Below are 25,526 nucleotides of genomic sequence, written 5' to 3'. Positions count from 1 at the left end.
TTAGATACGACGCTTTTTAGGCGGACGGCAACCGTTGTGTGGCAACGGAGTAACATCGGTAATGCTGGTAATTTTAAAACCCAGAGCATTAAGCGCACGAACAGAAGATTCGCGACCTGGACCCGGACCTTTGATGCGAACTTCTAAATTTTTTACGCCATACTCTTGGGCAACTTTACCAGCGGCTTCTGCTGCAACTTGTGCAGCGAAAGGTGTACTTTTACGCGAACCTTTAAAACCAGCACCGCCAGAGGTAGCCCAAGACAACGCATTGCCTTGACGGTCAGTGATTGTAATGATGGTATTGTTGAAAGATGCATGAACATGCACAATACCCTCACTCACGGTTTTACGTACTTTTTTGCGTACACGTGAGGCTGTGTTTGCTTTAGCCATCTAATACATTCCTTAAAAATTATTTTTTACCAGCAATCGCTTTGCGTGGACCTTTACGAGTACGCGCATTAGTGCGTGTACGCTGACCGCGACAAGGCAAACCACGACGATGACGGAAACCGCGATAGCAGCCCATATCAATCAAGCGTTTGATGTTCATAGTAACTTCACGACGCAAGTCGCCTTCTACTTCATATTTAGCAACTTGTTCACGCAAAGCATCTAATTGAGACTCGTTCAAATCTTTGACTTTAGTGGTTGGCGCAATACCAGCCGCTTCGCAAATACTTTTAGCACGAGTCGCGCCAATACCATAAATAGCTTGCAAACCAATTACGATATGGGCATTATTGGGGATATTCACCCCTGCAATACGAGCCATATTTTTTCCTTAAAGGGCAAAAGTTTGTGACTATACCACAAAACTTCAGGTCAAGTCATGATATACAAACGGTTTATCTTTTTCAGGCAGCCTGAAAATTTGAATTTAAAAGAAATTTTCTTTTAATCGACAAACCGTTAGTTATCATCTTAACCTTGACGTTGTTTGTGGCGAGGGTCAGTACAAATGACGCGAACAACGCGGTTACGACGAATAACTTTGCAGTTGCGACAAATGGGTTTTACTGAAGGTTGTACACGCATAATTACTTCCTTGTAACAACAGGTTTATCGGGCTCGAAAAACGATACGAGCACGAGTCAAATCATAAGGCGTCATTTCAACGGTTACCTTATCACCTGGTGAAATGCGAATATAATGCATACGCATCTTACCAGAAATATGACCCAACACTTCGTGTCCATTTTCAAGTTTTATTTTAAAAGTTGCATTAGGCAAAGTTTCCAAAATCTCGCCTTGCATCTGAATGGTATCTTCTTTAGCCATAATTATTTTTGTGTTGATGATTTTGCATCAGAACGCCTTACCATATAAGAATCATATTGTTGACTCACACGATAAGAGGCAATTTGAGTATTAAAATCAATTGTTACAACTACCAAAATTAACAACGATGTGCCACCCAATGCAAAAGGAATATTGAATGCCGTTGTTAAGATTTCCGGAATCAAACAAACAGTTGTGATATACAAAGCCCCAAAAAAGGTTAAGCGCAACACAACTTTTTCCAAATAGCGAGAAGTTTGCACACCAGGACGAATACTTGGCACAAACGCACCGCTTTTTTTCAAATTCTCCGCCATCTCTTTTGGACTAAATGCCAAAGCTGTATAGAAATAACAAAAGAAAATGATGGTTACTGCAAAAAGTGCCATGTACGTATAACTACCATGCTGCAATTGTACAGCAATCTTGCTTAGCCAACCTGAAGAATCCTTACTCCCCAACCAACTGGCAAACATACTTGGAAACATAATTACACTTGATGCAAAAATAGGTGGAATTACGCCAGCCATATTTAATTTAAAGGGTAAATGCGTATTTTGAGCCTGCATCACTTGACGTTTCGCATAATGAATAGGTACTTTACGCAAAGCACTTTCAAAGCAAACCACGGCATACACCAACACCAATGCACCAACAGCCAAGGCAATGGCTTGCAAAGGACTGGTACTCATCAATGACCACAACTGACCCACTGCTCTAGGAATACCAGCAATAATTCCTGCTGTAATAATCAATGAAATACCATTACCGATACCACGTTCAGTTATTTGTTCACCAAGCCACATTAAAAACATTGTACCGCCCACAATACAAGCCACTGCAGACGTAATGAACTCAAAATGACCAACAACCACAATACCTTGATTATAAACAAGAGTTGCAGCAAAAAAACTTTGTATCGTTGCCAAAAACACCGTACCGACACGTGTATATTTGGTAATAATTTTACGTCCTGTATCACCTTCTTTTTTCAAAGCCTTCAGCGATGGGACGATTTCACCTGCCAATTGCATCACAATAGATGCAGAAATGTAGGGCATAATACCGATAGCAAAAATACTAAAACGTTCAAGGGAGCCACCTGAAAACATGTTCAACATGCCCAAGATGCCACTCCCTGCAACGTTTTGATACAATTTAGCTAGAGCGGCTGCATCTACACCTGGTACAGGAACATGTGCACCAATCCGAAAAATGATTAATGCACCTAATAAGAAAACAATACGTTTTCGCAAATCTGGATTACTCCATAAATTTGCTTTTCCTGATGAAGAGAGTTGATTAGCCACTATAAATCGCCTTATTCTTCTACTTTACCACCAGCGGCTTCAATTGCAGTTTTTGCACCTTTAGTAGCTTTAATGCCTTTTAAGGTAACTGCTTTTTTCAGGCTGCCTGAAGCGATTACTTTAACCACTTCTGCATTAGCAGCAATTAAGCCAGCTTGTTTTAAAGTGAATACATCAATTTCATCTACTGCAACTTGGTTCAATTCACTCAAAGTTACTTGCGCATTGAATTTAGCAGTCAATGATTTAAAGCCACGTTTTGGCAAACGGCGTTGTAAAGGCATTTGACCGCCTTCAAAGCCTACTTTGTGAAAGCCACCAGCACGGCTTTTTTGACCTTTATGACCGCGACCACCTGTTTTACCAATACCGCTACCGATACCACGACCAACACGACGTTGAGCGTGTGTTGCACCTTCTGCGGGTTGAATAGTATTCAAAAACATCTTAACCCTCCACTTTCAACAAGTAGCTGATTTTGTTAATCATACCGCGATTTGCAGGGGTATCCAATACTTCAACAGTATGTTCACGACGACGCAAACCCAAACCACGCGCACAAGCACGATGAGATTCAATCGTACCGATTAAACTTTTAACCAAAGTTACTTTAATCTTCTTTTGCTCAGTCATGGTTGATTACTCCTTTGAACCCAAAATATCTTCCACTGTTAAACCACGTTTAGCAGCGATTTCAGCAGGAGTGTACAATTTTGACAAGCCATCCAAAGTTGCACGAACAATGTTGTAAGGATTGGTAGAGCCATGTACTTTCGCAGAGATGTTATGCACACCCAGCGCATCAAATACCAAACGCATTGGACCACCCGCTTTCACACCGCTACCTTCTTTTGCAGGCTGCATGAATACGCGTGTTGCGCCATGTTTACCAATTACTTCATGATGAATTGTACCGTTTTTCAAAGGTACTTTAATCATATTGCGACGTGCTTGATCCATTGCTTTTTGTACGGCAACAGGTACTTCACGAGATTTACCTTTACCCATACCAATGCGACCATCGCCATCACCTACTACAGTTAAAGCCGAGAACGCCATAATGCGACCGCCTTTAACCACTTTGGTTACGCGGTTTACGGCAACCATTTTTTCAATTAAGCCGTCTCCGCGTTCTTCTGTTTCATGTTTTGCCATTTTGGTCTCCAAAATCTTTCTTAGAAGCTCAAGCCGTTTTCACGAGCAGCTTCAGCTAAAGCTTTCACGCGACCGTGATATTGAAAACCTGAACGGTCAAAAGCTACTTTTTCAATGCTCATAGCCTTAGCTTTTTCAGCAATGCGTTTACCTACAACAGCAGCAGCTTCGGTGTTACCACCAGATTTCAGGCTGCCTCGTACTTCTGCTTCAACAGTAGAAGCAGATGTCAACACTTTGTCGCCTTCTGCACTGATAATTTGAGCATAGATATGGCTGTTAGTACGGAATACGCACAAACGCACCATTTTCAAATCTGCGATACGTGCACGAGTTTTGCGTGCACGGCGCAATCTTGCGATTTTTTTATTCATGGTTACAGCCTCAATTATTTTTTCTTAGCTTCTTTCATGATTACTTGTTCGCCAACATAGCGAACACCTTTACCTTTATAAGGCTCAGGCGGACGGTAACCACGAATTTCAGCAGCAGCTTGACCAACGGCTTGTTTATCTGCGCCAGTCAATACAATTTCAGTTTGAGAAGGTGTTGCCACGCTTACGCCTTCAGGCATTTCGTACACAACGGGGTGAGAAAAGCCCAAAGACAAATTCAATGTTTTACCTTGAGCTTGGGCACGATAACCCACACCAATCAATTGTAATTTTTTCTCAAAACCTTCTGATACGCCTTTAACCATGTTTGCAACCAATGCACGAACAGTACCAGACATCGCATTTGCATGTTTGCTATTATCAGCAGCAACAAAAGTCAATTGACCATCGTTCAATTCAACTTTCACTGCGCCAGTTAAAGGCAGAGACAACGCACCATTTTTACCTTTTACGGTCAATGCGTCTGTTCCGAAACTTACTTCTACGCCAGCAGGAACAGTTACTGGATTTTTCGCTACGCGAGACATCTTAAAACTCTCCCTAATTAGGCTACGATGCACAACAACTCGCCACCAATACCAGCAGCACGAGCTTTGCGATCAGTCATCACACCTTTAGAAGTGCTGACAATGGCAACACCCAAACCATTCATCACGGCAGGGATTTCGTTAGAACCTTTGTAAACACGCAAACCTGGGCGTGAAACACGTTTAATCTGTTCGATTACAGGACGACCTGAATAGTATTTCAAAGTAATAGACAACTCAGGTTTTGCATCAGTAGATACAGAAAAATCTTCGATATAACCCTCTTCTTTCAAAACTTTTGCAATCGCGCATTTTAATTTTGAAGAAGGCATCGCAACAGCCACTTTATTAGAACGTTGCGCATTACGGATACGGGTCAACATATCGGAAATAGGATCATGCATACTCATTTTTTCTACTCCTATTACCAAGAGGCTTTAATAACACCCGGAATATCACCACGCATAGCGATTTCACGGATTTTGATACGACCCAAACCGAATTTGCGGAACACACCACGTGGGCGACCAGTGATGGCACAACGACGACGTTGGCGAACTGGAGCAGCATTACGGGGAATCGATTGTAATTTCAGACGCGCTTCGAAACGCTCTTCATCTGTCGCGCTCGCATCGTTGATAACGGCAAAAATAGCTGCGCGTTTTGCAGCGTATTTTTTAGCCAAAGCAACACGCTTTGCTTCACGATTAATAAGTGCTTTCTTAGCCATGATTAACCTTTAAATGGGAATTTGAATAATGACAACAAAGCTTTTGCTTCTTCGTCAGTTTTCGCAGTAGTAGTGATAGTGATGTTCAAACCACGCAACGCATCAATTTTATCGTATTCAATTTCAGGGAAAATGATTTGTTCACGAACACCCATATTGTAGTTACCGCTACCATCAAATGATTTACCACTCACACCACGAAAATCGCGTACACGAGGCAATGCAATGGTAACCAAACGATCTAAAAATTCAAACATGCGTTCGCGGCGCAAAGTAACTTTACAACCTACTGGATAGTTATCACGGATTTTGAAGCCTGCGATAGACTTACGAGCAACAGTAACTACCGGCTTTTGACCTGCGATTTTTTGCAAATCACCAACAGCGTGTTCCATTACCTTTTTATCTGCAACTGCTTCGCCTACACCCATATTCAAAGTGATTTTTTCAATGCGAGGCACTTCCATGATAGATTTGTAACCAAATTGTTTCATCAATTCAGGTACAACGGTGTTTTTGTAGTAATCTTGTAAACGTGCCATGATTAAGCTCCACGATTAACTGCAGGCACTTGCGCACCGTTTGATTTAAATACGCGAACACGTTTTACCTTGCCTTCGCCTTCAACCAATTTAATGCCAACGCGGTCAGCTTTTTTGGTCTCAGGATTGAAAATAGCAACGTTAGAAATCGCCAAAGGCATTTCTTTTACAACGATACCGCCCTCTACACCACGCATTTGGTTCGGTTTTTGATGACGTTTCACTAAATTCACGCCTTCAACAACCACTTTATCACCTAATACGCGAACAACTTGACCTTGCTTACCTTTATCTTTACCAGTGATAACGATGACTTGGTCGCCTTTAATAATTTTGTTCATTGTCTAACCTTTCAACTTATAGCACTTCAGGTGCCAATGAAACAATTTTCATAAAACGTTCAGTACGCAATTCGCGAGTAACTGGACCAAAAATACGAGTACCCATAGGTTCAAGTTTGTTATTCAACAATACCGCAGCATTATTATCAAACTTAATTAACGCGCCATCAGGACGACGAATGCCTTTTGCAGTACGAACCACAACAGCATTATAAACATCACCTTTTTTCACGCGACCACGAGGGGCAGCATCTTTTACTGCAACTTTAATGATGTCGCCAACATTAGCGTAGCGACGCTTAGAGCCACCAATTACTTTAATGCACATCACACGACGCGCACCAGAGTTATCAGCCACATCTAAGATGGTCTGCATTTGAATCATGTTATTAACCTTAAAAAAATCCAACTTAACTTACCACTTTCAGCCCACCGATACATCTAATTTGACATTCGGACTAGGCTGAAACCTTACGGTTCTAGTAAACCAGTCTTGGCCCCGAAGGGAAGATGCTCTTGGATAGAGCTGAAAGAAGTCTGTTATTGTAGCACATTTTTTTAAATGCACAAGAAACAATTCATAATTTACTTATACTATTTTGATTTTAAAATAAAATCCCAATTATGTAAATTTTGAAAAATAGAAATGCTTAATTGTAATCAACAACAAAAACAAAAACCACATTATTGTTAGCCGCATTTCAGGCTGCCTGAAATTGACAATCGTCCTAAATTTGACTAAAATGCCCAATTTGGTCAAATTCAGGACGGCTTATGACGCATCACGTTGATTCATCTTCCCCTAGCGAGTATCTCGCAGACAACCCCCAATTCCCCACTAAACTAATTGTATTTACATTATTTATTGGCGCATTTTTTGGTTATTTGAACGACACACTACTTAATGTTGCCTTGCCAACTCTGATGAACGAATTCCAAGTCAGCAAAACCACAGTACAATGGTTAGTAACAGGTTTCCTGTTGCTAATGGGCGCATTGACACCAATTACCGCCAGTTTAATTCAATGGTTTCCAACTCGCCGTTTGATATTGATAACACAAGGTTTGTTTGTTGTTGGCTCGTTGATTTGCGCTCTTGCACCCAATTTTGCATTTTTGCTGCTTGGGCGCATGGTACAAGCAGTGTCCGCAGCATTATTTGTGCCATTGTTAATGAATGGCATTTTGACCATTTATCCACCACACAAACGTGGCACGGCAATGGGTTTGGTTACGATGATGTTTACCGTTGCGCCTGCACTGGGTCCTACGTTATCGGGCATGATTATTGATGAACTAAATTGGCGATATTTATTTGGATTAACGATTCCATTCATGCTGGTGGCGATGATTTTAACCACCAAATTTTTAAATGTGAATTTAAGCGAAATCACGCGCCCCAAAATTGATTTATTATCATCCATTTTATCGGTATTGGGATTTGGTGGATTGGTATATGGCAGCAGCCAATTTTCCGCGCTTTTAGGCAGCCTATTTACATTAATTATGCTGATTTCATTGATTTTTGTGATTTGGTTTGCCAAACGCCAATTTCAATTAGAAAAGCCATTGTTGAATTTACATGTTTTTGCGGTGCGCCAATTTCGTTTGTCGGTGTTGATTTTATTGTGCGCGTACTTTTTATTTATGGGCATGGAAGTGATGATGCCAATGTACACACAACAAGTTTTGTTGATTTCCGCCACCACAACTGGCTTAATTTTGATGCCAGCGAGTATTGCACAAGCAATCGCTGCACCCGTATTGGGCGTATTATTGGACAAAAAAGGCGGACGTTGGGTCTTGCTGCCTGCAACATTTGTTTTATTGATTTCATTGATTTTAATGTGGTTATTATTTGATATACAAACATCCACATTGGCATTAAGCGCATTGTTTGCATTGATGGCAATGGCGGTATCGGCGGCAATTACGGGCGAGACGCATGGATTAAATGCACTGGACAAACCCCTACACCCACATGGAACCGCCGTCATCACCACACTCAATCCAATCGCTGCCGCATTAGGCGCGAGTATTTTTGTCGGTGTGATGAATATTGGCGAACACATTGGTACATTTGCCACGCCGCAGGCTGCCACATTAAACGGCGTACATTGGAGCATGACAGGTGCAGTTGCGGTGGCAACATTAGCGTGTTATTTCGGTTTGTTTATTCGGAGAAATGTGCATGAATTACATGGATAAGTTAATGAAAGCCATCATCAAAATTGAGCATTTGTATGTGCAATGGGCAAAACAGCAACAAATTAATAATATCAACATATTATATATTTATTTATTGCTAACCGAACACGACAACTGTAGCCAACAAGAAATATGTGAAACTTTCGGATTAGCTAAACAAACTTTGTCGCCGTTGTGCCAAAATTTGCAGCAACAAAATATCATTGAAATTGCACCCAATAGCAGTGATAAACGCGAAAAACGTTGGCAATTAACCGCAAACGGTCGTCAAATTGCTGAAAGCGTATTGCAAAAAATGCGCGACTGGGAGCGAAACGCATTCGCACAATTGGGCGCAGACGATGGCATAAAATTGGTTGAATTAACCACACGTTTGGTCAACGCATTACGCGAAAACATGAGTGAATCAGTTGCCCCTAAATAACCAAAAAAGCATAAAATATCTCGCTTTCAGGCTGCCTGAAAGATTTTTTCACATAAACAGATAATATTTAAAGGACACAAAATGCCAGATTATCGTTCCAAAACTTCCACACACGGTCGCAATATGGCTGGTGCGCGTGCTTTATGGCGTGCCACAGGCATGACTGATGGCGATTTCGGAAAACCGATTATTGCAATTGCCAATTCATTTACCCAATTCGTACCAGGACACGTTCATTTACACAATATGGGTCAATTAGTGGCGCGTGAAATTGAAAAAGCAGGCGCAATTGCCAAAGAATTTAACACAATCGCTGTTGATGATGGTATTGCGATGGGACACTCTGGAATGTTGTACTCACTACCCAGTCGTGATTTGATTGCCGATTCGGTCGAATACATGGTAAACGCGCATTGTGCCGATGCGTTGGTGTGTATTTCAAATTGCGACAAAATCACGCCTGGAATGCTGATGGCAGCAATGCGTTTAAATATTCCCACCATTTTCGTATCAGGCGGCCCGATGGAAGCAGGTAAAGTCATCGGTTCAATCAATATTGCCGATGAACGCCGTTTGGATTTGGTTGACGCAATGGTAGAGGCCGCAGACGACAACATTTCAGACAGCCAAATTACTGAAGTAGAACAAAATGCTTGTCCAACTTGCGGCTCTTGCTCGGGTATGTTTACCGCTAATTCCATGAACTGTTTAACCGAAGCTTTGGGTTTATCTTTACCTGGAAATGGCTCATTGGTCGCAACACATGCAGGGCGTAAGGAATTATTTTTAGAAGCAGGTCGCCTAATTGTGGCAATCACGCGCCGTTATTATGAACAAAATGATGAAACCGTGTTACCGCGTAATATTGCTACCAAAAAAGCATTTGAAAATGCCATGACAATGGATATTGCCATGGGTGGCTCTACTAACACGATTTTACACTTGTTGGCTGTGGCAAATGAAGCAGGCGTGGATTTCAAAATGAAAGACATTGACCGTTTGAGTCGCACCGTGCCTTGTTTGTGCAAAACCGCACCCAACAACCACGACTATTATATGGAAGACGTACATCGCGCAGGTGGCATTATCGGCATTTTGAAAGAATTGGATAAAATCGGCAAATTACATACCGATGTCCATACCATTCATTCAGGCAGCCTGAAAGACGCGATTGCCAAATGGGACATTACCAATCCAGCCAATACCAAAGCAATTGAACGTTTTAAAGCAGCCCCTGGTGGTGTGCGCACCACCGAAGCCTTTTCACAAAATCGCCAATGGAAAACGTTAGATACCGACCGCACCAATGGCTGTATCCGCGATGCTGAACACGCTTATTCACAAGATGGCGGTTTGGCGGTGTTATTTGGCAATATCGCGGAACGCGGTTGCGTTGTCAAAACAGCTGGCGTGGATGAAAATATTTTGAAATTTACAGGGCGAGCGCGTGTATTTGAAAGCCAAGAAGATGCGGTTGAAGGCATTTTAGACAATCAGATTGTGGCGGGCGATATCGTGATTATTCGCTACGAAGGCCCGAAAGGTGGGCCAGGTATGCAAGAAATGCTGTACCCAACTTCTTACTTAAAATCAAAAGGTTTAGGAAAGGTTTGCGCTTTGCTAACAGATGGACGTTTTTCAGGTGGCACATCGGGCTTATCAATCGGACACGTATCACCCGAAGCAGCCGAAGGCGGTGCGATTGGTTTGGTAAACGAAGGCGACACGATTGAAATTGACATTCCAAATCGCAGCATCAATCTGAACATTTCCGCCGATGAATTGGCAAAACGCCGCGCCGAAATGGAAGTACGTGGCAACCAAGCATGGAAACCTGTGAACCGCGAACGCCACGTTTCAGCAGCGTTACGCGCTTATGCGGCAATGGCAACATCAGCCGATAAAGGCGCAATTCGTGATGTCAGCCAAGTAGAAAACTGATTGCTTAAATTGAGAACCGTGCTACGCCCATATCAACTCCTATTTCGCTGCCTTTTAGGGAAATAATTACGTTTTTCAGGCTGCCTGAAACATAGTATTTGACAAACCGCGTTTTCATCATTATAATGCGCGTTTCTTTGGCAATGTAGCTCAGCTGGTTAGAGCGCACGACTCATAATCGTGAGGTCGGGAGTTCAAGTCTCCCCATCGCCACCAAACACAAAAACCAAGTCCTTGCGACTTGGTTTTTCGTTTTTTCAGACTACCTACCCCCCTTACAATAAGGGAATTTTAGTTCACTATTTGCTCATATCCCAATCCCGACTACCACACTTGGGGCAAGAATATTTTTCTGTAAGCAATTTAACAATTTCATCTTTAAAAGCCAATAACGACACTCCACCAACCACCATTGCTGCACAAATTGCAAATGCAAAATCCGTTCCTGCAAAAAATAAGTAATCCATGCCCAAAATCCACCAATGGGCATTGCACCACCGATAACTTTAACAAAAAATTCGGCTGTTGGTTCTTCTGAATGTGAACATTCTTTACAGTGTATCCGCATTTTCCACTTCCTTAATTAAGTTCTTAAAATACGGATTATAATCCGTGTACATTTGGCTGTCAAAAACAGATATTTTGGCATTTGGATTTTCCATGTCATGAATACACTCCGCCAAATAATCGGTAATAACATTCGTAATAAACGCAAGATTTTGAATATTAAGCAAGATGAATTGGCTTTACTGGCTGAAATTGACCGTAGCTACATGGGCAGAATTGAACGTGGCGAAGTCAATTTAACCGTGGATAAGCTATTTCAAATTTCATTGATTTTGAAGTGTGAAGCTGCGGAATTACTGCCTAATCACGAGCAATTAACGTAATACTTTTTCAGGTAGCCTGAAAAACCAAAATCTCCCAAACCGTTTCCAGTTTGGGAGATTTTGTTATCTTTTCAGATTATTGCACTTTGATTTCAACGTCCACGCCAGCAGGCAAGTCCAATTTCATCAAAGCATCAGTGGTTTTGTCAGTCCAATCCACGATGTCCATCAAACGCAAGTGCGTACGGATTTCCAATTGTTCACGAGACGTTTTGTTCACGTGTGGAGAACGCAAAATGTTGAAACGTTCAATTTTAGTTGGCAAAGGAATCGGACCTTTTACCACTGCGCCAGTACGTTTAGCGGTTTCCACAATTTCTTGTGCAGAACGGTCAATCAAGCTGTAATCATAAGCTTTCAAACGGATACGGATTTTTTGGTTAGCCATTTATCTAGTATCCTTGTATTAAGCAATCACGTTAGCCACAACGCCCGCACCTACGGTACGACCACCTTCACGAATCGCAAAACGCAAACCGTTTTCCATCGCGATTGGTGCAATCAATTCAACAGTGATTTTCACGTTTTCGCCTGGCATCACCATTTCCACGCCTTCTGACAAGGTTACTGCACCCGTTACGTCAGTGGTACGGAAATAGAATTGTGGACGGTAGTTCGCGAAGAATGGCGTATGACGACCACCTTCTTCTTTGCTCAATACATACACTTCTGCTTCAAATTTAGTGTGTGGCGTAATGGTGCCTGGTTTAGCCAATACTTGACCACGTTCCACTTCTTCACGTTTGGTACCGCGCAACAACACACCTACGTTGTCGCCTGCTTGACCTTCGTCCAACAATTTGCGGAACATTTCCACACCAGTACAAGTGGTTTTTTGAGTGGGTTTCAAACCTACGATTTCAATCTCTTCACCTACTTTGATGACACCGCGCTCTACACGACCTGTTACCACTGTACCACGACCAGAGATAGAGAATACGTCTTCAATTGGCAACAAGAATGGTTTGTCAATCGCACGTTCTGGAGTAGGAATGTAACTATCCAATGCAGCCGCCAATTCAAAGATTTTTTCTTTGTATGCAGCATCACCCTCCAATGCACGCAAAGCAGAACCTTGTACGATTGGGCAGTCATCGCCTGGGAAGTCGTAGCTTGACAACAAGTCACGGATTTCCATTTCAACCAATTCCAACAACTCAGCATCATCAACCATGTCGCATTTGTTCATGAATACGATAATGTAAGGTACACCTACTTGACGAGCCAACAAGATGTGTTCGCGAGTTTGTGGCATAGGACCGTCAGCTGCAGATACAACCAAAATTGCACCGTCCATTTGCGCCGCACCAGTAATCATGTTTTTCACATAGTCCGCGTGACCTGGGCAGTCAACGTGCGCATAGTGGCGTGTTTCAGTTTCGTATTCAACGTGTGCGGTGTTGATGGTAATACCGCGTGCTTTTTCTTCTGGTGCTGCGTCAATTTGGTCGTAAGCTTTTGCTGTACCGCCGAATTTTTCAGCCAAAATCGTAGTCAAAGCAGCAGTCAAAGTGGTTTTACCATGGTCAACGTGACCGATTGTACCTACGTTTACGTGCGGTTTGCTACGTTCAAATTTTTCCTTAGCCATGAGCTAAATCCTTATATAAAGAGCGATTAAAAGAACGAGTAAAGCGGAACTGCTTTACACAAAAATCGGGCAACGTGTTTACGCCACCCAAAAATGAAAGGCGAGATTATGGGGGATTTTGATAAAAAAATCAAGTGGATTTTCTTTCAGGCTGCCTGAAAGAGTTGCGTACTTGGTCAATCATTTTAGCTCCGCTGAATTTCATTTCAGGCAGCCTGCACATTGCCCAAAACAAAAAGTCGGATTAACCAAGAAACAATTTGAATCATCTAACTTCCCATTTTCAGGCTGCCTGAAATTATTGCGAACCACCCGTCGCTTTCAATTTGGTTACTTTAATACCGCCAAACAACGAGCGTTTCACTTGCAAATCGTAGTGCATTTTGGTGCTGACTGTGCCAATTTTCGCCGTGCTCACGGTGGAAATTTCATCATACGACACTTTTGCGCTTTGCCACGGAAAGCTGCTTTTCACTTTCACATTTTCATAATGCCAATTCATATTGCCTTGCAACAACACCATTGCCGCACGACCTTGTTCCATAAAGCCGCACAATTCATCTTTGCCGCCTTCCACTTCCCAAGTGCCAGTGGGCGTTTCTTGGCGAATGCTGACATCAATTTTATCGTCCACCATTTCACAGGCTTCAGGTGGATTTTGCGCGGATTTCAAGCTGAGTTCTTGCAAATATTTTTCTATGCTGGCAGGTTTCATGCTCAAATTGCTGCGAATTAAAAATCCTGCCAGCAATACCGCAATAACAATAGCTGCTTTTTTCATGATGATTTCTCCGTGTAGGTTTTAGAAAATATTTCAGGCAGCCTGAAATGTAAAATCATCATAGTACATTTACTTACAAAAAAAAAAATAGTTTAACTTTAATTTACAATATGCATTGATTAAGATAACATTGCGCAATCACTCAGCTTTCAGGCAGCCTGCGCATAAGGATAGAACAAATGAATCCAGAAAACCAAAAACTACTTTATGCGATTGCCTTTTTCTTGGGCTGTTTAGGCGCATTGCAATTTGGCGAACCAGACGGCACTTGGCAATTTATTTGGTTCATCGTTTGGATTTTTATCGCTTTGCCTGTATTGCTGTTGCGCCTATTTGAAGCAGCGAGCGTATGGCGACAATCTCATGGTATTATCGGGCGTTTATTTGGGTGGATTTTTGGCGCATTTCATTTTTTGTTCGCGCTAACCATGCTCGGCATCGGGGTAAGCATTATTTTATGGATTTTGTACAACCTATTGATTGAAAGGCAGCCTGAATTTAAATGGCATTGGTTCAATTTAATCCCTGTTTTGATAATGATTGGCTTGGGCTGGCAATGGTTACGCAGCATTTTTGCCAAACCATTAGCCGAATTATCCGACTGGTTTTGGATTGAATTTGACGACAACACCGTATTTGTTCGCGCCAATCCGCCACATAATGAATCGTGGGCATATAAATTTGCATGGGCAGATGTGTGCCGTGTGTGTTTTGAAGACGGTGGTTTGTCGCAATCAGATTGTTTGTATGTGTGGATTGTGGGGCAAGAAGAGTCGTTTATGTTGCCAACAGACGCAAGTGGTGGTTCGGAATTTTTTATAGAACTGAATCGGCGCGGTTTGTTTCCTGATGATTTGATGAAACAGGCGATTGGCGCAACGGACGGCGGATTGTATTGTTATCCAAGTTTGGAACAAGAAAAATAGGGACAGGCAGCCTGAAAATGCAGGCTGCCTGAAATCATCATCTACACCATACTACGCCTCTGATTTTGTTCCTGAGTCATTTGGTGTTCTTGAGTTCTCTGCGCTATTTGTTGTTCTAATTGTTGAATTTTTTCCATACTTTCATGAACAGGAATATGAACTGCTTCATGCACATTTACAGATACAATTTTGGTATGGGGCGAATAACTACCAATATAAAAATTCGAACCATCAATGGTCGCTTTTTCTACTTTATCCATGCCTTGCTCTATAATACCTTTAGTGGCTATGGCTGCTGCAATATTTTTGAAATCTTGTGGGCTATCGGCAGTAATACCTCTTTTTTCATTACAAATAGCCACTAATTTATCTTCACATTGCTGAACAAATTGCTGATGCTTGGAAGAAATAGAAGGCATTACTCTATTTTCGCGTCCAATCGGCGTTAAAGTTTGACCTTCATCTTACGATTGAATAGGCTTACCATCTAAAGTAGTGATGCTTTGACTAACTTTAGGTTGGGTAGTCCGTTACTGTTGTTGTGATTATTCCTTGTTTATGGTCATAAATGACAATATTTTTTGAAATAGGTTTAAAACCATCATCATACTCAACAGTTTCCTTTTTTAAGGGAGTTTTTTTAGGTAAATCATTATCATAATTAGTTATTTTTTGAGTATAAATAGAGCCATTGCTGTCTTTGGCATGTCCTTTAAACTCTGATTCATGGTATTGCCCATTTTGATAATATTGTCGGCTGGAATCAAGCGTAGAAGTAGTAGTTGTATCCTTCAAAACATCCGAATAACGTAATCGTATCGGCTCACCTAACTGCTGTGCAATTTTTCTCTCGGTTTCAACAGCAAATTTTTCACGATTAGTATACATCGCTCTTAAATTTGGGTCATTTGTTACCTGACAAGTTTTTTCATTAGAAGGACAAGTCTCTGTAGAAAAAATATATTTAATTCGCGCTTGCTTATCTACTGAGTGTGCAACTTCATGTAAAAGCACCACTGCAGGCGACATATATCCTCTATCTGAACCATTTTGAACTTCAATCGTAAATTTAGAATTCCATTCTATAGAATTGGAGTCAGGTCGATAGAAGCCATTTTGTGTATTGCTAAATTGTATAGTTACTCCATTTTTAACAGCCTGTTCCAATAATTTAGCCGCATCTGTATTTCTGCTTAAATAGCGGATAGCCAATTCTAAATCTTGCTCTTGATGTTTTGTTATTGGTGTACCATCTTTATTCGTTGGTTTAAATGCCGCTGCAGTTACCATAAACATTTCCCTTTATTTCACAATTAGTTAGAAAATAGTTGTTTCAACACATTATATTGCTCATCAGAAACAACTATTGCTGGCAATTTTTCAATTTGACCATCAATGTTCCTTTCTACATAAAATGCTAATGTATAACCATCATTAACAAGACTAATAGTTTCATTTTTATATTTGTGTTTAAAATCCAATAAAATTCTTACATCTATAGGATATTCTAATCCATAGGTAAAAAGAATATTCTTAAAAAGATTAATAGCATAAATAACTTTATTATCATTTAGATAACGGTGTATTTCACTATATTCTTTACTTCGTAAATCATGTATTGTTGGCGGTCTAACAAAATCAATCTCCAAAGGAATTGAATAGACATACAACTCCCAATCTTCTGGATGACCAAACATTTCCCATAAAGTTTTATTTGCATATTGTACGGTATTATTCATTTGATGTTGCTCCTGTTTTGTTGTTGAAAAATTTGGTGTTGATGTACAAGCCATCAAAAATAAGATAGGTAGGTATGATAGTTAAAAACATTGAAAGTACTTTTAGTTTCATTCTATTTACCCTTAAAATTAATTGTCTTTATATTTATTGCTGATAAGATAATTGTGCATCAATTGTTTCTAAAAAATTACGTTCATTAAACGTTAATTTAATCATCACACCTGCTCGCGGAACCATTGGAATAAATTCGGCTAAATATCCAGCATGAATAATATTATTTTCTTCTTTAAAATTTTGGTTCATATTAGCTAAAATTTGTTTTACTTGCTCTCGCGATGTACCAATTGGAATATACTTACTCACAATACCGCTCACATCCCTAGTTTGACCTGGCATAAATTGACCAATAGCCGTTTCTTTTGCTGCAATCTTTGTTGTTAAAATTTCATTTAACATGGGGCTTTTCGTAGGCATATCTGTTTTTCCTGTTTGAATTGATGAAAAAGAATTGCTATTACTTTTCTGAATTGAAGAATGATTAGAATAACAGGCAGTTAACACTGCGCACAATATAATAGATGAAATAAATTTCATGCTTTCTCCCTATCTATGGATTTCAAGAATATTATCATACAATAAAAAGACATATAAATAATTCAGGCTGCCTAAAATGCTTTTGCAAACATTTCAGGCAGCCTGACAGGATTTTTGTCGTGTATTGAATCTACTTTAGAATTTGTATTCCAAAGAAACCGCGTAATTGCGACCTGGTGCAGTATAACGCTCCAAACCTTGCAAATTGCCACGAGAATACTCATAAAGGCTGATACTGTTAATGGTTGAACGCATATTAATGCCACGCAAACTGTCCCATGTGTGGTATTTGGTGTTAAATAAATTATATACACCAGCACGCAAAGTCAGGTTTTGAGTCGGGCGATAGTAACCAAATACATCAAATACCCACGCACGTTTATTCAAAAAGCGATAATCTATAATCTTGGTGTAGGCTTCTTCTGTGCCGATACATCTACCTGAATATGATGAAATCGTCCCCAAACATCTGGTTGCGTATTCACCAGTTTGAGCGTCTTTGGCTTTTTTCGCACCTGTGTAAGTTAAACGGCTAAATACACCATATTTTTTTGCAGGCTGCTCATAATCTAAACCTAGCACAAATTTCAATGGCTGAATGGAGAGCATGCTTAATTTACCCTCTTTAATATTCATTGAACCTTTGCTGTAACCCAAACTACTGGACAATTTCCAACCTTGCGGAAGTGGGCTAATTTTATCCAAATTCAGGCTGCCTGAAATTTCCACACCATTAACGCGTGCTTTGTCCAAATTCACCATTTGCTGGAAATAATCGGTGCGTTTACCAGTACAGCCCGTATAGTAAGCAGCAAACTCATCACATGTTGGGTCTTCGCGCGTTAAATTGGTTTCTTGTTCATACAGGAAATCGCGGTAACGGCTTTGATATACACTTAAATCCAAAGAGCCTTTTTCGCCACGACCTTGTAAAAATAAGGTGTGATTTTGGCTGCGTTCAGAAGTTAATTTTGGGTTGGCTAACCAGCTACCGTACACACTTTCAAAAGTGAAATACATTTCAGACGCGGTGGGTACGCGGAAACCTGTCGCAAAATTGTAGCCTGCCTGCCAATTGGGATTGAATTTCCAGTTCAAGCCAGTTGTGAAACTCCAATCTTTAAAGCTGGCAGGAACAGGGGTGCCAGAACACAAGCGACCAAAACCACCATCTTTACCACAAGGTATGCCATCGGGTTCAGAAGGTTTGATTTTATAATAATCATACGCCACGCCTATATGACCTGATAACCGGTCGGTTAAACGGAATTTATCCGATAAGGCAATGCGGTATTGGTTGGTTTTCACAGGATATTGAATGGTGTAAATATCTGTTTTGGTTACTTTACCTTGACGGTCTAAATTTTCATCGGTATTCACATTTTTAAATTGGCGTTGTCCTGCCAATAATTTCATAGACAATTCATGAGTGGTTTTGCCCCATTGCAAAGGCTGGCTGTCCATGCGTAAACCAAAACGATTCAGTTTGGTTTCATTGTTACGAAAATCGCGGTTGCTCGTCCAGCTTTTATCATAACGATAATAATCTGTTCGCCAATTACCCGTATTTACTTTGGTGGAATCGTAATCGCCCTTATAGTTGATGGAACCATTGTCGGTTTTTTGATGGTCAATATCGGCACGAAGCAAAGCCAGCCATTGGCTTTCAGGCGTGTATTCATAAAACAGATTACCATTAATGCGTTTTTGCACATCATCGGCTTCGCGCCAAGATGTGTTCATAGCATAGGAATATTCATGAATGTAATTATTGCTTTTTTGACCATTTACCGACACACCAACGCGATGATTTGGGTTGATTTGCCAACCCAATTTTGCCAACCAACTGTTATTTTTGTGTTGAGATGGGTCGGGTTTAATGCGTGATGAGCCAACTTCTGCAAATCGCTGAATATCATATTCGGTTGCATAGCTATTGGGTTTGTATAACTCAACATCGCCGCCATTACTTTTTAATTCATGTCCATGACGATGAGAGTAAAGCAAAGCCACATCTACCGTACCATTATTAAATCCTACCCCCAGTGTATTAACCCATTCACGATTTTTACTGGCATAACCACTTTTGAACATACCACCCAAAGTACGGTTATCGCGCAATAAATCCGAACCATTCAATGTACGATAATTCACATTACCGCCTAATGCACCACTGCCTGAATTAATGGAATCTGCGCCTTTGTTCACTTCAATACTGCGTACCAATTCAGGGTCAATACTTAAGCGGGAATTATTGAAATTACCATAACGCGCATACAGCGAATTTTCTTCTGATTCTGGTAACGAAACACCGTCAATACTAATGCCAACACGGTTTTCTTCTACGCCACGCATGGCAAAACCTTTGGTACGGCGACCATCATCACTAATGCCTACATCTGCCGAATAGCGCACCAAATCTCGTGTGTCATTAATCATTTCGCGGCGAATGGCTTCCTGATTTTTACGCTCAAGTGATGGATTAACACGTTTACCTTTTACCTTTACTGTTTCCAATGTTTGGGTAGCAGTTGTCTCATTGGCAATTGCCTGACTTGCTCCAAAAACCATCAGCAACAAAAAAGATAACGTTTTAATTTTTGTAATTCTCATACTTTTACTCTTGTTATTTTGGTCAAAATGTTTGATAATTAAATACTGAAACCGATACCAATTTTCAATCTCAAATAGATTATAGATTATACTAATCACGCAAAAAAACGTAAAGATTTTATCAAGCACAAATGAATAATTAATTTATTTCAAAGAAAAATTTTTATAAAATTTTTTGTAATATATTGTTTTTACTGATTTATTTTAAATTACTTGAAAATAAAATCATAAAAATGATAGGATAATTAGGTTTACTAAAATTTACGGATTGTGTTTTGACAAAAAATACAAAATACATTTCTGTTCATTTTTTTGTTCAAAGCCAATTTATATTTCAATTATTTCAATGTGTTTTGGTTTTGGTGTTTTATCCTCATCTCTTAAGTTATAAGGAAATAAATAATGTCTCATCATTCTGATTATAATGAACAAAATGAAGATTCTGGCGATTTGACTTTTGCCAAGTTCTTGAAACACAATTGTCAAACGACTCATGATAGCGTGGATAATTTGGTGATGTCGGTGAAACCTTTTGATTCAACTGATAATTACATCAAATTTTTGCAGTTACAGGCTGTCTTTCATAAAGTGGTTGACAATATTTACAAAAATCCTAAATTAAATCAGCAGATTGAGGGATTGGCAAAGTTGGCGCGTTATGATGAAGTACTGCGCGATTTGCAAGATTTGAATGCCAGTGAAAAAAACATTTCTGTGCCATTGCCACAATTATCGGGAGCAGAAACTTTGGGCTGGTTATATTGTGCGGAAGGCTCTAATGTGGGTGCTGCATTTTTGTTTAAAGATGCACAAAATAAATTGGGCTTAAGCGCAGAACACGGCGCACGCCATTTAGCACCGCACATTGATGGTCGTGGCAAGCATTGGCGTGATTTCGTAGAAAAATTAAATACTTTACCTGTTAATGAAGAAGAACGCGCTACAGCATTGCAAGGTGCATTGGACGCATTTGCATTTTATAAAGTAGTAGTACGCGAGATTTTTGACGTGGCATAAATCCCGATACTCAGACGGTTTAACACTTTCTCTCTCAAATAAAGAATGGCTTATCCAAAAACAATTGGGATAAGCCATTTTTTTCTATTTATGGTGTTTTAAATTTAAAGATTTACCCACAGGTATTTTATCAAATTTAAAAATTCATTAAAAACATAAGATTAAATAAAGCAATCTATGCAGTAATAAAAAAAATGAAAAAAAATAATTCACAAGCCAAGTTAAATAAGTTACAATTTACCGTAATAATAAAATTTGCATTTATCCAATTACTGCATCGTATTTTTCATTATCAGAGAAGAAAAAATGTCCAAACCCATTTTACTCAAACACTTTGCCCAACTTTATACAGGCTTTACCATTCGGGAATCAATTGATTATCTGGATTATGGCGAAGTTAAAGCCATTCAAGTGAAAGACTTACCCAAAGACAGCCATCAAATTGACACTACACTTTTGACGGGTATTGAATGGAAATACGATTCTAAGCCGCAATATTTACCGCACAACGCTATTTTATTGTTGGCGCGTGGCGAACCTAAAGCCTATCTGTTTTCAGGCAGCCTGAAAGATAAAGTCGTGGCAAGTAATCCATTTATCATCATTCATTCGCTTAGTGAAATAATATTGCCAAAATATTTGGTGTGGTACTTTAATCATGCCATCACGGCAAAAAGCTATTATTCAGCGGTGTTGCGTGGCACCTCGTTTCCAATTTTTACGCTGGCTATGGCAAAGGAATTTCCCATCAAAATTCCACCGATTACCATTCAAAAGCAAATTATTGACCGACACACCCAAGCATTAACCGAACAAAAAAAACTTGAACAGCTTATCGCACTTCGCCAAGAGTACAACGCCGCATTAGCTGAACAAATTTTAAATACTTATTAAATTCAAAAGGATATTTGAAAATGACACAAATTCAAACCCAACAACACCCCCACCATAGCACACTTGTTTCTATTTTATGGAATATCGCCAACGGCTTGCGTGGTACTTATCGTCCACCACAATATCGTAAAGTAATGTTGCCGCTGATTGTCTTGGCGCGTTTTGATGCGATTTTGGCAAATCACACCGACCAGATGAAAACTGTTTTTGATGAAAATAAAAATTTGCCTGCCGTTATTTTGGATAAAAAATTAACCGAAATTATCGGACAAAATCGTAAACAAACGCTTTACAACGTTAGCGGTTTTAATCTTGCTCGTCTTTTGGAAGACCCTGACCATATTCGTGCTAATTGTTCTAAATACATCAACGGATTTTCTGCCAAAGCCAAAGATATTTTTGACAAATTTGAGTTTGAAACAGAGTTGGATAAACTGGACGAAGCCAACCGCTTATTTAAAATCTTGCAAGATTTTATCGGCGATTTAAATAAACATGGCTTAACGCTTTCGCCTGATGTCATTTCTAACATTCAAATGGGCTATTTGTTTGAAGACTTAATCCGAAAATTCAACGAACAAGCCAACGAAGAGGCAGGCGACCACTTTACACCGCGAGAAGTGATTCGCTTAATGGTCAATATCGCCTTTGCTGAAGACCACGAGGAACTCCAAAAAGCAGGTGTACATCGCACCATTTACGACCCCACTTGCGGAACAGGCGGAATGTTGTCCGAATCGGAAAAAGAACTCAAAGGTTTTAACCAAGCCATTAGTCTGGGTTTGTACGGACAAGAATACAACGCCGAGTCTTACGCCATTTGTTGTGCTGATTTACTGATTAAAGACGAGCCCGCCGAACACATCATTTTTGGCGACACGCTGGGCGTACAAAACGCCAAAGACAAAGGCAACGGCTTTACCCCAAATGACGGACACCAAGGCAAACGCTTTGACTATATGTTTGCCAATCCGCCTTTTGGTGTGGAATGGAAAATCCAAGAAGATTTTGTCAAAAAAGAACACCAAGACCAAGGTTTTAACGGACGATTTGGGGCGGGCTTGCCACGCATTAACGATGGCTCATTGCTGTTTTTGCAGCACATGATAAGCAAAATGAAACAGCCAAAAACCGATGAACAAGGCTCACGTATTGCCGTGGTGTTTAACGGCTCACCATTATTCACAGGCGATGCAGGCAGTGGTGAGAGCAATATCCGCCGTTATGTGATTGAAAACGACTTGTTAGAAGCCGTTATTGCCTTGCCCGACCAAATGTTTTATAACACAGGCATTTATACCTACATTTGGATTTTATCCAACAAAAAAAGCGAAAAACGTCAAGGCAAAATTCAACTGATTAACGCCACAGGCTATTTCCAAAAAATGCAAAAATCATTGGGCAATAAACGCAATGAATTGTCAGAACAACACATCACCGACATTACCCAGCTTTACACCGATTTTATTGAAACCAAAGACAGCAAAATTTTCAATAATCAAGATTTTGCCTATTTGAAAATCACGGTAGAACGCCCGTTACGCTTGAATTTCCAAGCCAGCCCAGAACGCATTGAAAAATTATGGGCGCAAACCGCCTTTGTGAATTTGGCAAAATCCAAAAAAATCAAGGACGAAACCCAAATCAAAGCCGAAGAAGAAACAGGCAAAGCCCAACAACAAGCCATTATTAACACCTTAAACGGTTTGGATAACACGCTTTACACCAGCCGAGCGCAATTTTTAAAAGTGTTAAATCCAGCGTTAAAAGGCTTATCGTTTAAAGTTTCAGGCAGCCTGCAAAAAGCGATTTTGGAAGCATTAAGCGAGCGAGACCAAACCGCCGACATTTGCACCGACAGCAAAGGCAACCCCGAGCCTGACCCACAGTTACGCGATAGTGAACTTGTGCCGATGCCCTCTGAAATGGCGTTCCCATTGAGTTTAGGTTATGACAACGAAACCAATTTAAGCGACTTATTAACCGCTCTTCGCCCGACTGTTCAGGCTTATATGACGGCTGAAGTGTTACCGCACGTTCAAGACGCGTGGGTTGATGAGAGCAAAACCAAACTTGGCTTTGAGATTCCGATTAACCGCCATTTCTACGAATACCAACCGCCGCGCGATTTAGCCGAAATCAAAAGCGAGATTGTGGCGTTGGAGCAAGAAATTATGGCGATGCTAGGGAAATTAAACTAATTCACGCAAACCCTTTTCAGGCAGCCTGTACCTTAAAAAACGGCTTTTCAGGCTGCCTGAAAAGCAAACGAGTAAACAAAATGAACAGATACGAAAAATACAAAGACAGTGGCATAGCGTGGCTAGGCGAAGTGCCAGAGCATTGGAGCATATGTCGTCTGAAAGATGAAGTAACATTTAATGATGAAGTATTGGGCGATAAAACCGATACAGACTATGAAATTCTTTATGTTGATATTTCAAGTGTATCATTGATTGAAGGCATTATTCAAAAAGAGCTAATGACTTTTGAAAATAGCCCCTCAAGGGCAAGACGTATTGTTAAAAATGGAGATGTGATTGTTTCAACGGTAAGAACCTATTTAAAAGCCATTACCCAAATTCAAGATGCAGAAGACAATTTAATTGTTTCTACAGGTTTTGCAGTATTACGACCTAAAGAAAATTTATTTCCTAGATTTCTAGGTTATTGGGTTCAATCTGAAAATATGATTGGCGCAATCGTTTCAAACTCTGTTGGTGTAAGCTATCCCGCAATCAATGCCACAGATTTAGTACGCCTACCAATAGTGAAGCTTCCACTAAAAGAACAAACCGCCATCGCCCACTACCTAGACACCAAACTCGGTGAAATCGATGCACTGATTGATAAGCAACAAACGCTGCTTGAAAAGCTCGCGGAACGGCGTACCGCCGTGATTACCCATGCCGTAACCAAAGGCTTAAACCCTGCAGCCCCAATGAAAAATAGTGGCGTGGAATGGTTGGGGGATGTGCCGGCGCATTGGGATGTTTCTCCCTTTAAATTAGTAATGAACTCAATTATTGATTATCGTGGAAAAACTCCCGAAAAAACAAATAGTGGGGTATTTCTAATAACAGCAAGAAATATTAAAAATGGAATAATTGACTATACACTTTCACAAGAATTTATTGATGAAGATAACTATGAAGAAGTTATGAGACGAGGTTTGCCTAAATTGGGACAAGTCTTAATGACTACAGAAGCACCGTTAGGTGAGGTTGCTCAAATTGACCGAACTGATGTTGCATTGGCTCAACGAGTATTAAAATTTGATGGTAAAAAAGATAAACTTGATAATAGATTTTTAAAATATTTTATTTTGTCAAAAGCGTTTCAAGCTAGCCTTTATAAATTTGCAACTGGTTCTACCGCACTTGGAATAAAATCGGAAAGATTAAGCTATCTAAAATCGTTACTTCCCCCCGTAACCGAACAAACCGCTATTGCCAATTACCTAGACCAAGAAACTGCCAAAATCGACCGCTTGTGTGAAACGGTCAATCAAACCATAGGTCGTCTGAAAGAATACCGCACCGCGCTGATTACACAGGCGGTTACAGGGAAAATTAAAGTCACCGATGAATAAAGGGCATAGGTGGATTCAAGCCCACCTTGCA

General features: G+C 40.3%; 34 protein-coding genes and 1 tRNA gene. 10 read left to right on the top strand and 25 right to left on the bottom strand.

The window, feature by feature from the left end; all coding sequences use genetic code 11:
* The 15 genes from rpsK to rplN all read right to left on the bottom strand — a co-directional run bounded on the left by rpsK (window position 1) and on the right by rplN (window position 6,669).
* Entirely contained in the window at window positions 1-396 is a 396-nt protein-coding gene (rpsK, locus tag BWP33_RS11645) for a 30S ribosomal protein S11 (RefSeq protein ID WP_002216249.1), read from the bottom strand.
* Between the two features lie 19 nt (window positions 397-415).
* A complete protein-coding gene (rpsM, locus tag BWP33_RS11640; protein WP_002642303.1) occupies window positions 416-778 on the bottom strand; it encodes a 30S ribosomal protein S13 in 363 nt (120 codons plus the stop codon).
* A 149-nt stretch (window positions 779-927) separates the two neighbouring features.
* Window positions 928-1,041: a 50S ribosomal protein L36 gene (gene rpmJ / locus BWP33_RS11635; protein ID WP_002642304.1), complete on the bottom strand. Its 114-nt coding sequence runs from the start codon at window positions 1,039-1,041 to the stop codon at window positions 928-930.
* A 24-nt stretch (window positions 1,042-1,065) separates the two neighbouring features.
* On the bottom strand, window positions 1,066-1,284 hold the full coding sequence (infA, locus tag BWP33_RS11630; protein WP_002642305.1) for a translation initiation factor IF-1: 219 nt from the start codon (window positions 1,282-1,284) through the stop codon (window positions 1,066-1,068).
* Between the two features lie 2 nt (window positions 1,285-1,286).
* The gene (gene secY / locus BWP33_RS11625; RefSeq protein WP_002642306.1) at window positions 1,287-2,594 is read right to left on the bottom strand and encodes a preprotein translocase subunit SecY; all 1,308 of its coding nucleotides are present in this window, start codon (window positions 2,592-2,594) and stop codon (window positions 1,287-1,289) included.
* Window positions 2,595-2,605: 11 nt separating this feature from the next.
* Window positions 2,606-3,040, bottom strand: a complete 435-nt coding sequence (gene rplO / locus BWP33_RS11620) for a 50S ribosomal protein L15 (protein WP_002642307.1) — start codon at window positions 3,038-3,040, stop codon at window positions 2,606-2,608.
* A 1-nt stretch (window position 3,041) separates the two neighbouring features.
* Window positions 3,042-3,227: a 50S ribosomal protein L30 gene (gene rpmD / locus BWP33_RS11615; RefSeq protein WP_002642308.1), complete on the bottom strand. Its 186-nt coding sequence runs from the start codon at window positions 3,225-3,227 to the stop codon at window positions 3,042-3,044.
* A gap of 6 nt (window positions 3,228-3,233) precedes the next feature.
* Window positions 3,234-3,749 carry a 30S ribosomal protein S5 gene (gene rpsE, locus BWP33_RS11610; RefSeq protein ID WP_002642309.1) on the bottom strand — a complete coding sequence of 172 codons (516 nt, stop codon included), beginning with the start codon at window positions 3,747-3,749 and terminating at the stop codon, window positions 3,234-3,236.
* Window positions 3,750-3,769: 20 nt separating this feature from the next.
* Window positions 3,770-4,123 carry a 50S ribosomal protein L18 gene (rplR, locus tag BWP33_RS11605; RefSeq protein ID WP_002642310.1) on the bottom strand — a complete coding sequence of 118 codons (354 nt, stop codon included), beginning with the start codon at window positions 4,121-4,123 and terminating at the stop codon, window positions 3,770-3,772.
* Window positions 4,124-4,137: 14 nt separating this feature from the next.
* Window positions 4,138-4,671: a 50S ribosomal protein L6 gene (gene rplF / locus BWP33_RS11600; protein WP_002642311.1), complete on the bottom strand. Its 534-nt coding sequence runs from the start codon at window positions 4,669-4,671 to the stop codon at window positions 4,138-4,140.
* Window positions 4,672-4,688: 17 nt separating this feature from the next.
* The gene (rpsH, locus tag BWP33_RS11595; RefSeq protein ID WP_002642312.1) at window positions 4,689-5,081 is read right to left on the bottom strand and encodes a 30S ribosomal protein S8; all 393 of its coding nucleotides are present in this window, start codon (window positions 5,079-5,081) and stop codon (window positions 4,689-4,691) included.
* Between the two features lie 14 nt (window positions 5,082-5,095).
* On the bottom strand, window positions 5,096-5,401 hold the full coding sequence (gene rpsN, locus BWP33_RS11590; protein ID WP_002642313.1) for a 30S ribosomal protein S14: 306 nt from the start codon (window positions 5,399-5,401) through the stop codon (window positions 5,096-5,098).
* Window positions 5,402-5,403: 2 nt separating this feature from the next.
* Window positions 5,404-5,943 carry a 50S ribosomal protein L5 gene (rplE, locus tag BWP33_RS11585; protein ID WP_002642314.1) on the bottom strand — a complete coding sequence of 180 codons (540 nt, stop codon included), beginning with the start codon at window positions 5,941-5,943 and terminating at the stop codon, window positions 5,404-5,406.
* A 2-nt stretch (window positions 5,944-5,945) separates the two neighbouring features.
* Window positions 5,946-6,284 (bottom strand): 50S ribosomal protein L24, encoded by a 339-nt coding sequence (gene rplX / locus BWP33_RS11580; RefSeq protein ID WP_002642315.1) that lies wholly within the window; start codon window positions 6,282-6,284, stop codon window positions 5,946-5,948.
* Window positions 6,285-6,300: 16 nt separating this feature from the next.
* Window positions 6,301-6,669, bottom strand: coding sequence for a 50S ribosomal protein L14 (gene rplN, locus BWP33_RS11575; RefSeq protein ID WP_002642316.1), 369 nt, complete (start codon window positions 6,667-6,669; stop codon window positions 6,301-6,303).
* A 389-nt stretch (window positions 6,670-7,058) separates the two neighbouring features.
* Here rplN and BWP33_RS11570 point away from each other — a divergent pair, with 389 nt between their 5' ends.
* From BWP33_RS11570 to ilvD, 3 genes are all read left to right on the top strand, one after another.
* The gene (locus BWP33_RS11570) at window positions 7,059-8,492 is read left to right on the top strand and encodes a DHA2 family efflux MFS transporter permease subunit (RefSeq protein ID WP_002642317.1); all 1,434 of its coding nucleotides are present in this window, start codon (window positions 7,059-7,061) and stop codon (window positions 8,490-8,492) included.
* Window positions 8,476-8,916, top strand: coding sequence for a MarR family winged helix-turn-helix transcriptional regulator (locus BWP33_RS11565; protein ID WP_002642318.1), 441 nt, complete (start codon window positions 8,476-8,478; stop codon window positions 8,914-8,916). Before BWP33_RS11570 ends, BWP33_RS11565 begins: the two co-directional genes overlap by 17 nt.
* Before the next feature lie 81 nt (window positions 8,917-8,997).
* Window positions 8,998-10,857: a dihydroxy-acid dehydratase gene (gene ilvD, locus BWP33_RS11560; RefSeq protein ID WP_002642319.1), complete on the top strand. Its 1,860-nt coding sequence runs from the start codon at window positions 8,998-9,000 to the stop codon at window positions 10,855-10,857.
* Between the two features lie 4 nt (window positions 10,858-10,861).
* On the opposite strand, the gene BWP33_RS12590 is transcribed toward ilvD, so the two are convergent.
* Window positions 10,862-11,026, bottom strand: a complete 165-nt coding sequence (locus tag BWP33_RS12590) for a hypothetical protein (protein WP_155999595.1) — start codon at window positions 11,024-11,026, stop codon at window positions 10,862-10,864.
* Between BWP33_RS12590 and BWP33_RS11555 the strand changes: the two genes are divergently transcribed.
* Window positions 10,997-11,073, top strand: a tRNA-Met gene (locus BWP33_RS11555). The genes BWP33_RS12590 and BWP33_RS11555 overlap by 30 nt on opposite strands.
* A gap of 91 nt (window positions 11,074-11,164) precedes the next feature.
* On the opposite strand, the gene BWP33_RS11550 is transcribed toward BWP33_RS11555, so the two are convergent.
* A complete protein-coding gene (locus BWP33_RS11550) occupies window positions 11,165-11,425 on the bottom strand; it encodes a hypothetical protein (RefSeq protein WP_002642320.1) in 261 nt (86 codons plus the stop codon).
* A gap of 97 nt (window positions 11,426-11,522) precedes the next feature.
* Between BWP33_RS11550 and BWP33_RS11545 the strand changes: the two genes are divergently transcribed.
* The gene (locus BWP33_RS11545) at window positions 11,523-11,747 is read left to right on the top strand and encodes a helix-turn-helix domain-containing protein (RefSeq protein WP_002642321.1); all 225 of its coding nucleotides are present in this window, start codon (window positions 11,523-11,525) and stop codon (window positions 11,745-11,747) included.
* Between the two features lie 76 nt (window positions 11,748-11,823).
* Here the strand turns inward: BWP33_RS11545 and rpsJ are convergent, their stop codons facing one another.
* From rpsJ to BWP33_RS11530, 3 genes are all read right to left on the bottom strand, one after another.
* Window positions 11,824-12,135, bottom strand: coding sequence for a 30S ribosomal protein S10 (gene rpsJ, locus BWP33_RS11540; protein ID WP_002642322.1), 312 nt, complete (start codon window positions 12,133-12,135; stop codon window positions 11,824-11,826).
* A gap of 18 nt (window positions 12,136-12,153) precedes the next feature.
* Window positions 12,154-13,338: an elongation factor Tu gene (gene tuf / locus BWP33_RS11535; RefSeq protein ID WP_002642323.1), complete on the bottom strand. Its 1,185-nt coding sequence runs from the start codon at window positions 13,336-13,338 to the stop codon at window positions 12,154-12,156.
* A gap of 298 nt (window positions 13,339-13,636) precedes the next feature.
* A complete protein-coding gene (locus BWP33_RS11530; RefSeq protein ID WP_002642324.1) occupies window positions 13,637-14,119 on the bottom strand; it encodes a hypothetical protein in 483 nt (160 codons plus the stop codon).
* Between the two features lie 179 nt (window positions 14,120-14,298).
* Here BWP33_RS11530 and BWP33_RS11525 point away from each other — a divergent pair, with 179 nt between their 5' ends.
* On the top strand, window positions 14,299-15,045 hold the full coding sequence (locus tag BWP33_RS11525; protein ID WP_002642325.1) for a hypothetical protein: 747 nt from the start codon (window positions 14,299-14,301) through the stop codon (window positions 15,043-15,045).
* A gap of 41 nt (window positions 15,046-15,086) precedes the next feature.
* Here the strand turns inward: BWP33_RS11525 and BWP33_RS11520 are convergent, their stop codons facing one another.
* The 5 genes from BWP33_RS11520 to BWP33_RS11500 all read right to left on the bottom strand — a co-directional run bounded on the left by BWP33_RS11520 (window position 15,087) and on the right by BWP33_RS11500 (window position 19,992).
* Window positions 15,087-15,464, bottom strand: coding sequence for a hypothetical protein (locus BWP33_RS11520; protein ID WP_002642326.1), 378 nt, complete (start codon window positions 15,462-15,464; stop codon window positions 15,087-15,089).
* Between the two features lie 94 nt (window positions 15,465-15,558).
* Window positions 15,559-16,335 (bottom strand): hypothetical protein, encoded by a 777-nt coding sequence (locus tag BWP33_RS11515; RefSeq protein WP_002642327.1) that lies wholly within the window; start codon window positions 16,333-16,335, stop codon window positions 15,559-15,561.
* Between the two features lie 23 nt (window positions 16,336-16,358).
* Window positions 16,359-16,784: a hypothetical protein gene (locus tag BWP33_RS11510; RefSeq protein ID WP_002642328.1), complete on the bottom strand. Its 426-nt coding sequence runs from the start codon at window positions 16,782-16,784 to the stop codon at window positions 16,359-16,361.
* Between the two features lie 145 nt (window positions 16,785-16,929).
* Window positions 16,930-17,379: a hypothetical protein gene (locus BWP33_RS11505; RefSeq protein WP_040629160.1), complete on the bottom strand. Its 450-nt coding sequence runs from the start codon at window positions 17,377-17,379 to the stop codon at window positions 16,930-16,932.
* Between the two features lie 135 nt (window positions 17,380-17,514).
* The gene (locus tag BWP33_RS11500) at window positions 17,515-19,992 is read right to left on the bottom strand and encodes a TonB-dependent hemoglobin/transferrin/lactoferrin family receptor (protein WP_002642330.1); all 2,478 of its coding nucleotides are present in this window, start codon (window positions 19,990-19,992) and stop codon (window positions 17,515-17,517) included.
* Window positions 19,993-20,394: 402 nt separating this feature from the next.
* On the opposite strand from BWP33_RS11500, the gene BWP33_RS11495 reads away from it, so the two are divergent.
* The 4 genes from BWP33_RS11495 to BWP33_RS11480 all read left to right on the top strand — a co-directional run bounded on the left by BWP33_RS11495 (window position 20,395) and on the right by BWP33_RS11480 (window position 25,495).
* On the top strand, window positions 20,395-21,009 hold the full coding sequence (locus BWP33_RS11495) for a biliverdin-producing heme oxygenase (RefSeq protein WP_002642331.1): 615 nt from the start codon (window positions 20,395-20,397) through the stop codon (window positions 21,007-21,009).
* 306 nt (window positions 21,010-21,315) lie between these two features.
* On the top strand, window positions 21,316-21,903 hold the full coding sequence (locus BWP33_RS11490; protein ID WP_002642332.1) for a restriction endonuclease subunit S: 588 nt from the start codon (window positions 21,316-21,318) through the stop codon (window positions 21,901-21,903).
* A 20-nt stretch (window positions 21,904-21,923) separates the two neighbouring features.
* Window positions 21,924-24,104 (top strand): type I restriction-modification system subunit M, encoded by a 2,181-nt coding sequence (locus BWP33_RS11485; protein ID WP_002642333.1) that lies wholly within the window; start codon window positions 21,924-21,926, stop codon window positions 24,102-24,104.
* Between the two features lie 80 nt (window positions 24,105-24,184).
* The gene (locus BWP33_RS11480) at window positions 24,185-25,495 is read left to right on the top strand and encodes a restriction endonuclease subunit S (RefSeq protein ID WP_002642334.1); all 1,311 of its coding nucleotides are present in this window, start codon (window positions 24,185-24,187) and stop codon (window positions 25,493-25,495) included.
* The last annotated feature ends 31 nt before the right edge of the window (window positions 25,496-25,526 follow it).

It is taken from the genome of Simonsiella muelleri ATCC 29453 (assembly GCF_002951835.1).
GTDB lineage: Bacteria > Pseudomonadota > Gammaproteobacteria > Burkholderiales > Neisseriaceae > Simonsiella > Simonsiella muelleri.
This window is presented reverse-complemented; position numbering and strand designations above follow the sequence as displayed.

Excerpts from the sequence above, each read along its gene's own strand:
- rpsE (WP_002642309.1), bottom strand. The coding sequence starts at position 3,749 with ATGGCAAAACATGAAACAGAAGAACGCGGAGACGGCTTAATTGAAAAA.
- BWP33_RS11505 (WP_040629160.1), bottom strand. The coding sequence starts at position 17,379 with ATGAAATTTATTTCATCTATTATATTGTGCGCAGTGTTAACTGCCTGT.
- rpsJ (WP_002642322.1), bottom strand. The coding sequence starts at position 12,135 with ATGGCTAACCAAAAAATCCGTATCCGTTTGAAAGCTTATGATTACAGC.
- BWP33_RS11525 (WP_002642325.1), top strand. The coding sequence starts at position 14,299 with ATGAATCCAGAAAACCAAAAACTACTTTATGCGATTGCCTTTTTCTTG.
- rplF (WP_002642311.1), bottom strand. The coding sequence starts at position 4,671 with ATGTCTCGCGTAGCGAAAAATCCAGTAACTGTTCCTGCTGGCGTAGAA.
- BWP33_RS11510 (WP_002642328.1), bottom strand. The coding sequence starts at position 16,784 with ATGAATAATACCGTACAATATGCAAATAAAACTTTATGGGAAATGTTT.
- BWP33_RS11520 (WP_002642326.1), bottom strand. The coding sequence starts at position 15,464 with ATGCCTTCTATTTCTTCCAAGCATCAGCAATTTGTTCAGCAATGTGAA.
- BWP33_RS11545 (WP_002642321.1), top strand. The coding sequence starts at position 11,523 with ATGAATACACTCCGCCAAATAATCGGTAATAACATTCGTAATAAACGC.
- rplE (WP_002642314.1), bottom strand. The coding sequence starts at position 5,943 with ATGGCACGTTTACAAGATTACTACAAAAACACCGTTGTACCTGAATTG.
- rpsN (WP_002642313.1), bottom strand. The coding sequence starts at position 5,401 with ATGGCTAAGAAAGCACTTATTAATCGTGAAGCAAAGCGTGTTGCTTTG.
- tuf (WP_002642323.1), bottom strand. The coding sequence starts at position 13,338 with ATGGCTAAGGAAAAATTTGAACGTAGCAAACCGCACGTAAACGTAGGT.
- BWP33_RS11550 (WP_002642320.1), bottom strand. The coding sequence starts at position 11,425 with ATGCGGATACACTGTAAAGAATGTTCACATTCAGAAGAACCAACAGCC.
- rpsK (WP_002216249.1), bottom strand. The coding sequence starts at position 396 with ATGGCTAAAGCAAACACAGCCTCACGTGTACGCAAAAAAGTACGTAAA.
- rpsH (WP_002642312.1), bottom strand. The coding sequence starts at position 5,081 with ATGAGTATGCATGATCCTATTTCCGATATGTTGACCCGTATCCGTAAT.
- BWP33_RS11530 (WP_002642324.1), bottom strand. The coding sequence starts at position 14,119 with ATGAAAAAAGCAGCTATTGTTATTGCGGTATTGCTGGCAGGATTTTTA.
- BWP33_RS11565 (WP_002642318.1), top strand. The coding sequence starts at position 8,476 with ATGAATTACATGGATAAGTTAATGAAAGCCATCATCAAAATTGAGCAT.
- BWP33_RS11570 (WP_002642317.1), top strand. The coding sequence starts at position 7,059 with ATGACGCATCACGTTGATTCATCTTCCCCTAGCGAGTATCTCGCAGAC.
- rpsM (WP_002642303.1), bottom strand. The coding sequence starts at position 778 with ATGGCTCGTATTGCAGGGGTGAATATCCCCAATAATGCCCATATCGTA.
- rplN (WP_002642316.1), bottom strand. The coding sequence starts at position 6,669 with ATGATTCAAATGCAGACCATCTTAGATGTGGCTGATAACTCTGGTGCG.
- BWP33_RS11495 (WP_002642331.1), top strand. The coding sequence starts at position 20,395 with ATGTCTCATCATTCTGATTATAATGAACAAAATGAAGATTCTGGCGAT.
- BWP33_RS11485 (WP_002642333.1), top strand. The coding sequence starts at position 21,924 with ATGACACAAATTCAAACCCAACAACACCCCCACCATAGCACACTTGTT.
- rpmJ (WP_002642304.1), bottom strand. The coding sequence starts at position 1,041 with ATGCGTGTACAACCTTCAGTAAAACCCATTTGTCGCAACTGCAAAGTT.
- rpmD (WP_002642308.1), bottom strand. The coding sequence starts at position 3,227 with ATGACTGAGCAAAAGAAGATTAAAGTAACTTTGGTTAAAAGTTTAATC.
- rplX (WP_002642315.1), bottom strand. The coding sequence starts at position 6,284 with ATGAACAAAATTATTAAAGGCGACCAAGTCATCGTTATCACTGGTAAA.
- rplR (WP_002642310.1), bottom strand. The coding sequence starts at position 4,123 with ATGAATAAAAAAATCGCAAGATTGCGCCGTGCACGCAAAACTCGTGCA.
- BWP33_RS11490 (WP_002642332.1), top strand. The coding sequence starts at position 21,316 with ATGTCCAAACCCATTTTACTCAAACACTTTGCCCAACTTTATACAGGC.
- rplO (WP_002642307.1), bottom strand. The coding sequence starts at position 3,040 with ATGTTTTTGAATACTATTCAACCCGCAGAAGGTGCAACACACGCTCAA.
- BWP33_RS11480 (WP_002642334.1), top strand. The coding sequence starts at position 24,185 with ATGAACAGATACGAAAAATACAAAGACAGTGGCATAGCGTGGCTAGGC.
- BWP33_RS11515 (WP_002642327.1), bottom strand. The coding sequence starts at position 16,335 with ATGGTAACTGCAGCGGCATTTAAACCAACGAATAAAGATGGTACACCA.
- BWP33_RS11500 (WP_002642330.1), bottom strand. The coding sequence starts at position 19,992 with ATGAGAATTACAAAAATTAAAACGTTATCTTTTTTGTTGCTGATGGTT.
- infA (WP_002642305.1), bottom strand. The coding sequence starts at position 1,284 with ATGGCTAAAGAAGATACCATTCAGATGCAAGGCGAGATTTTGGAAACT.
- ilvD (WP_002642319.1), top strand. The coding sequence starts at position 8,998 with ATGCCAGATTATCGTTCCAAAACTTCCACACACGGTCGCAATATGGCT.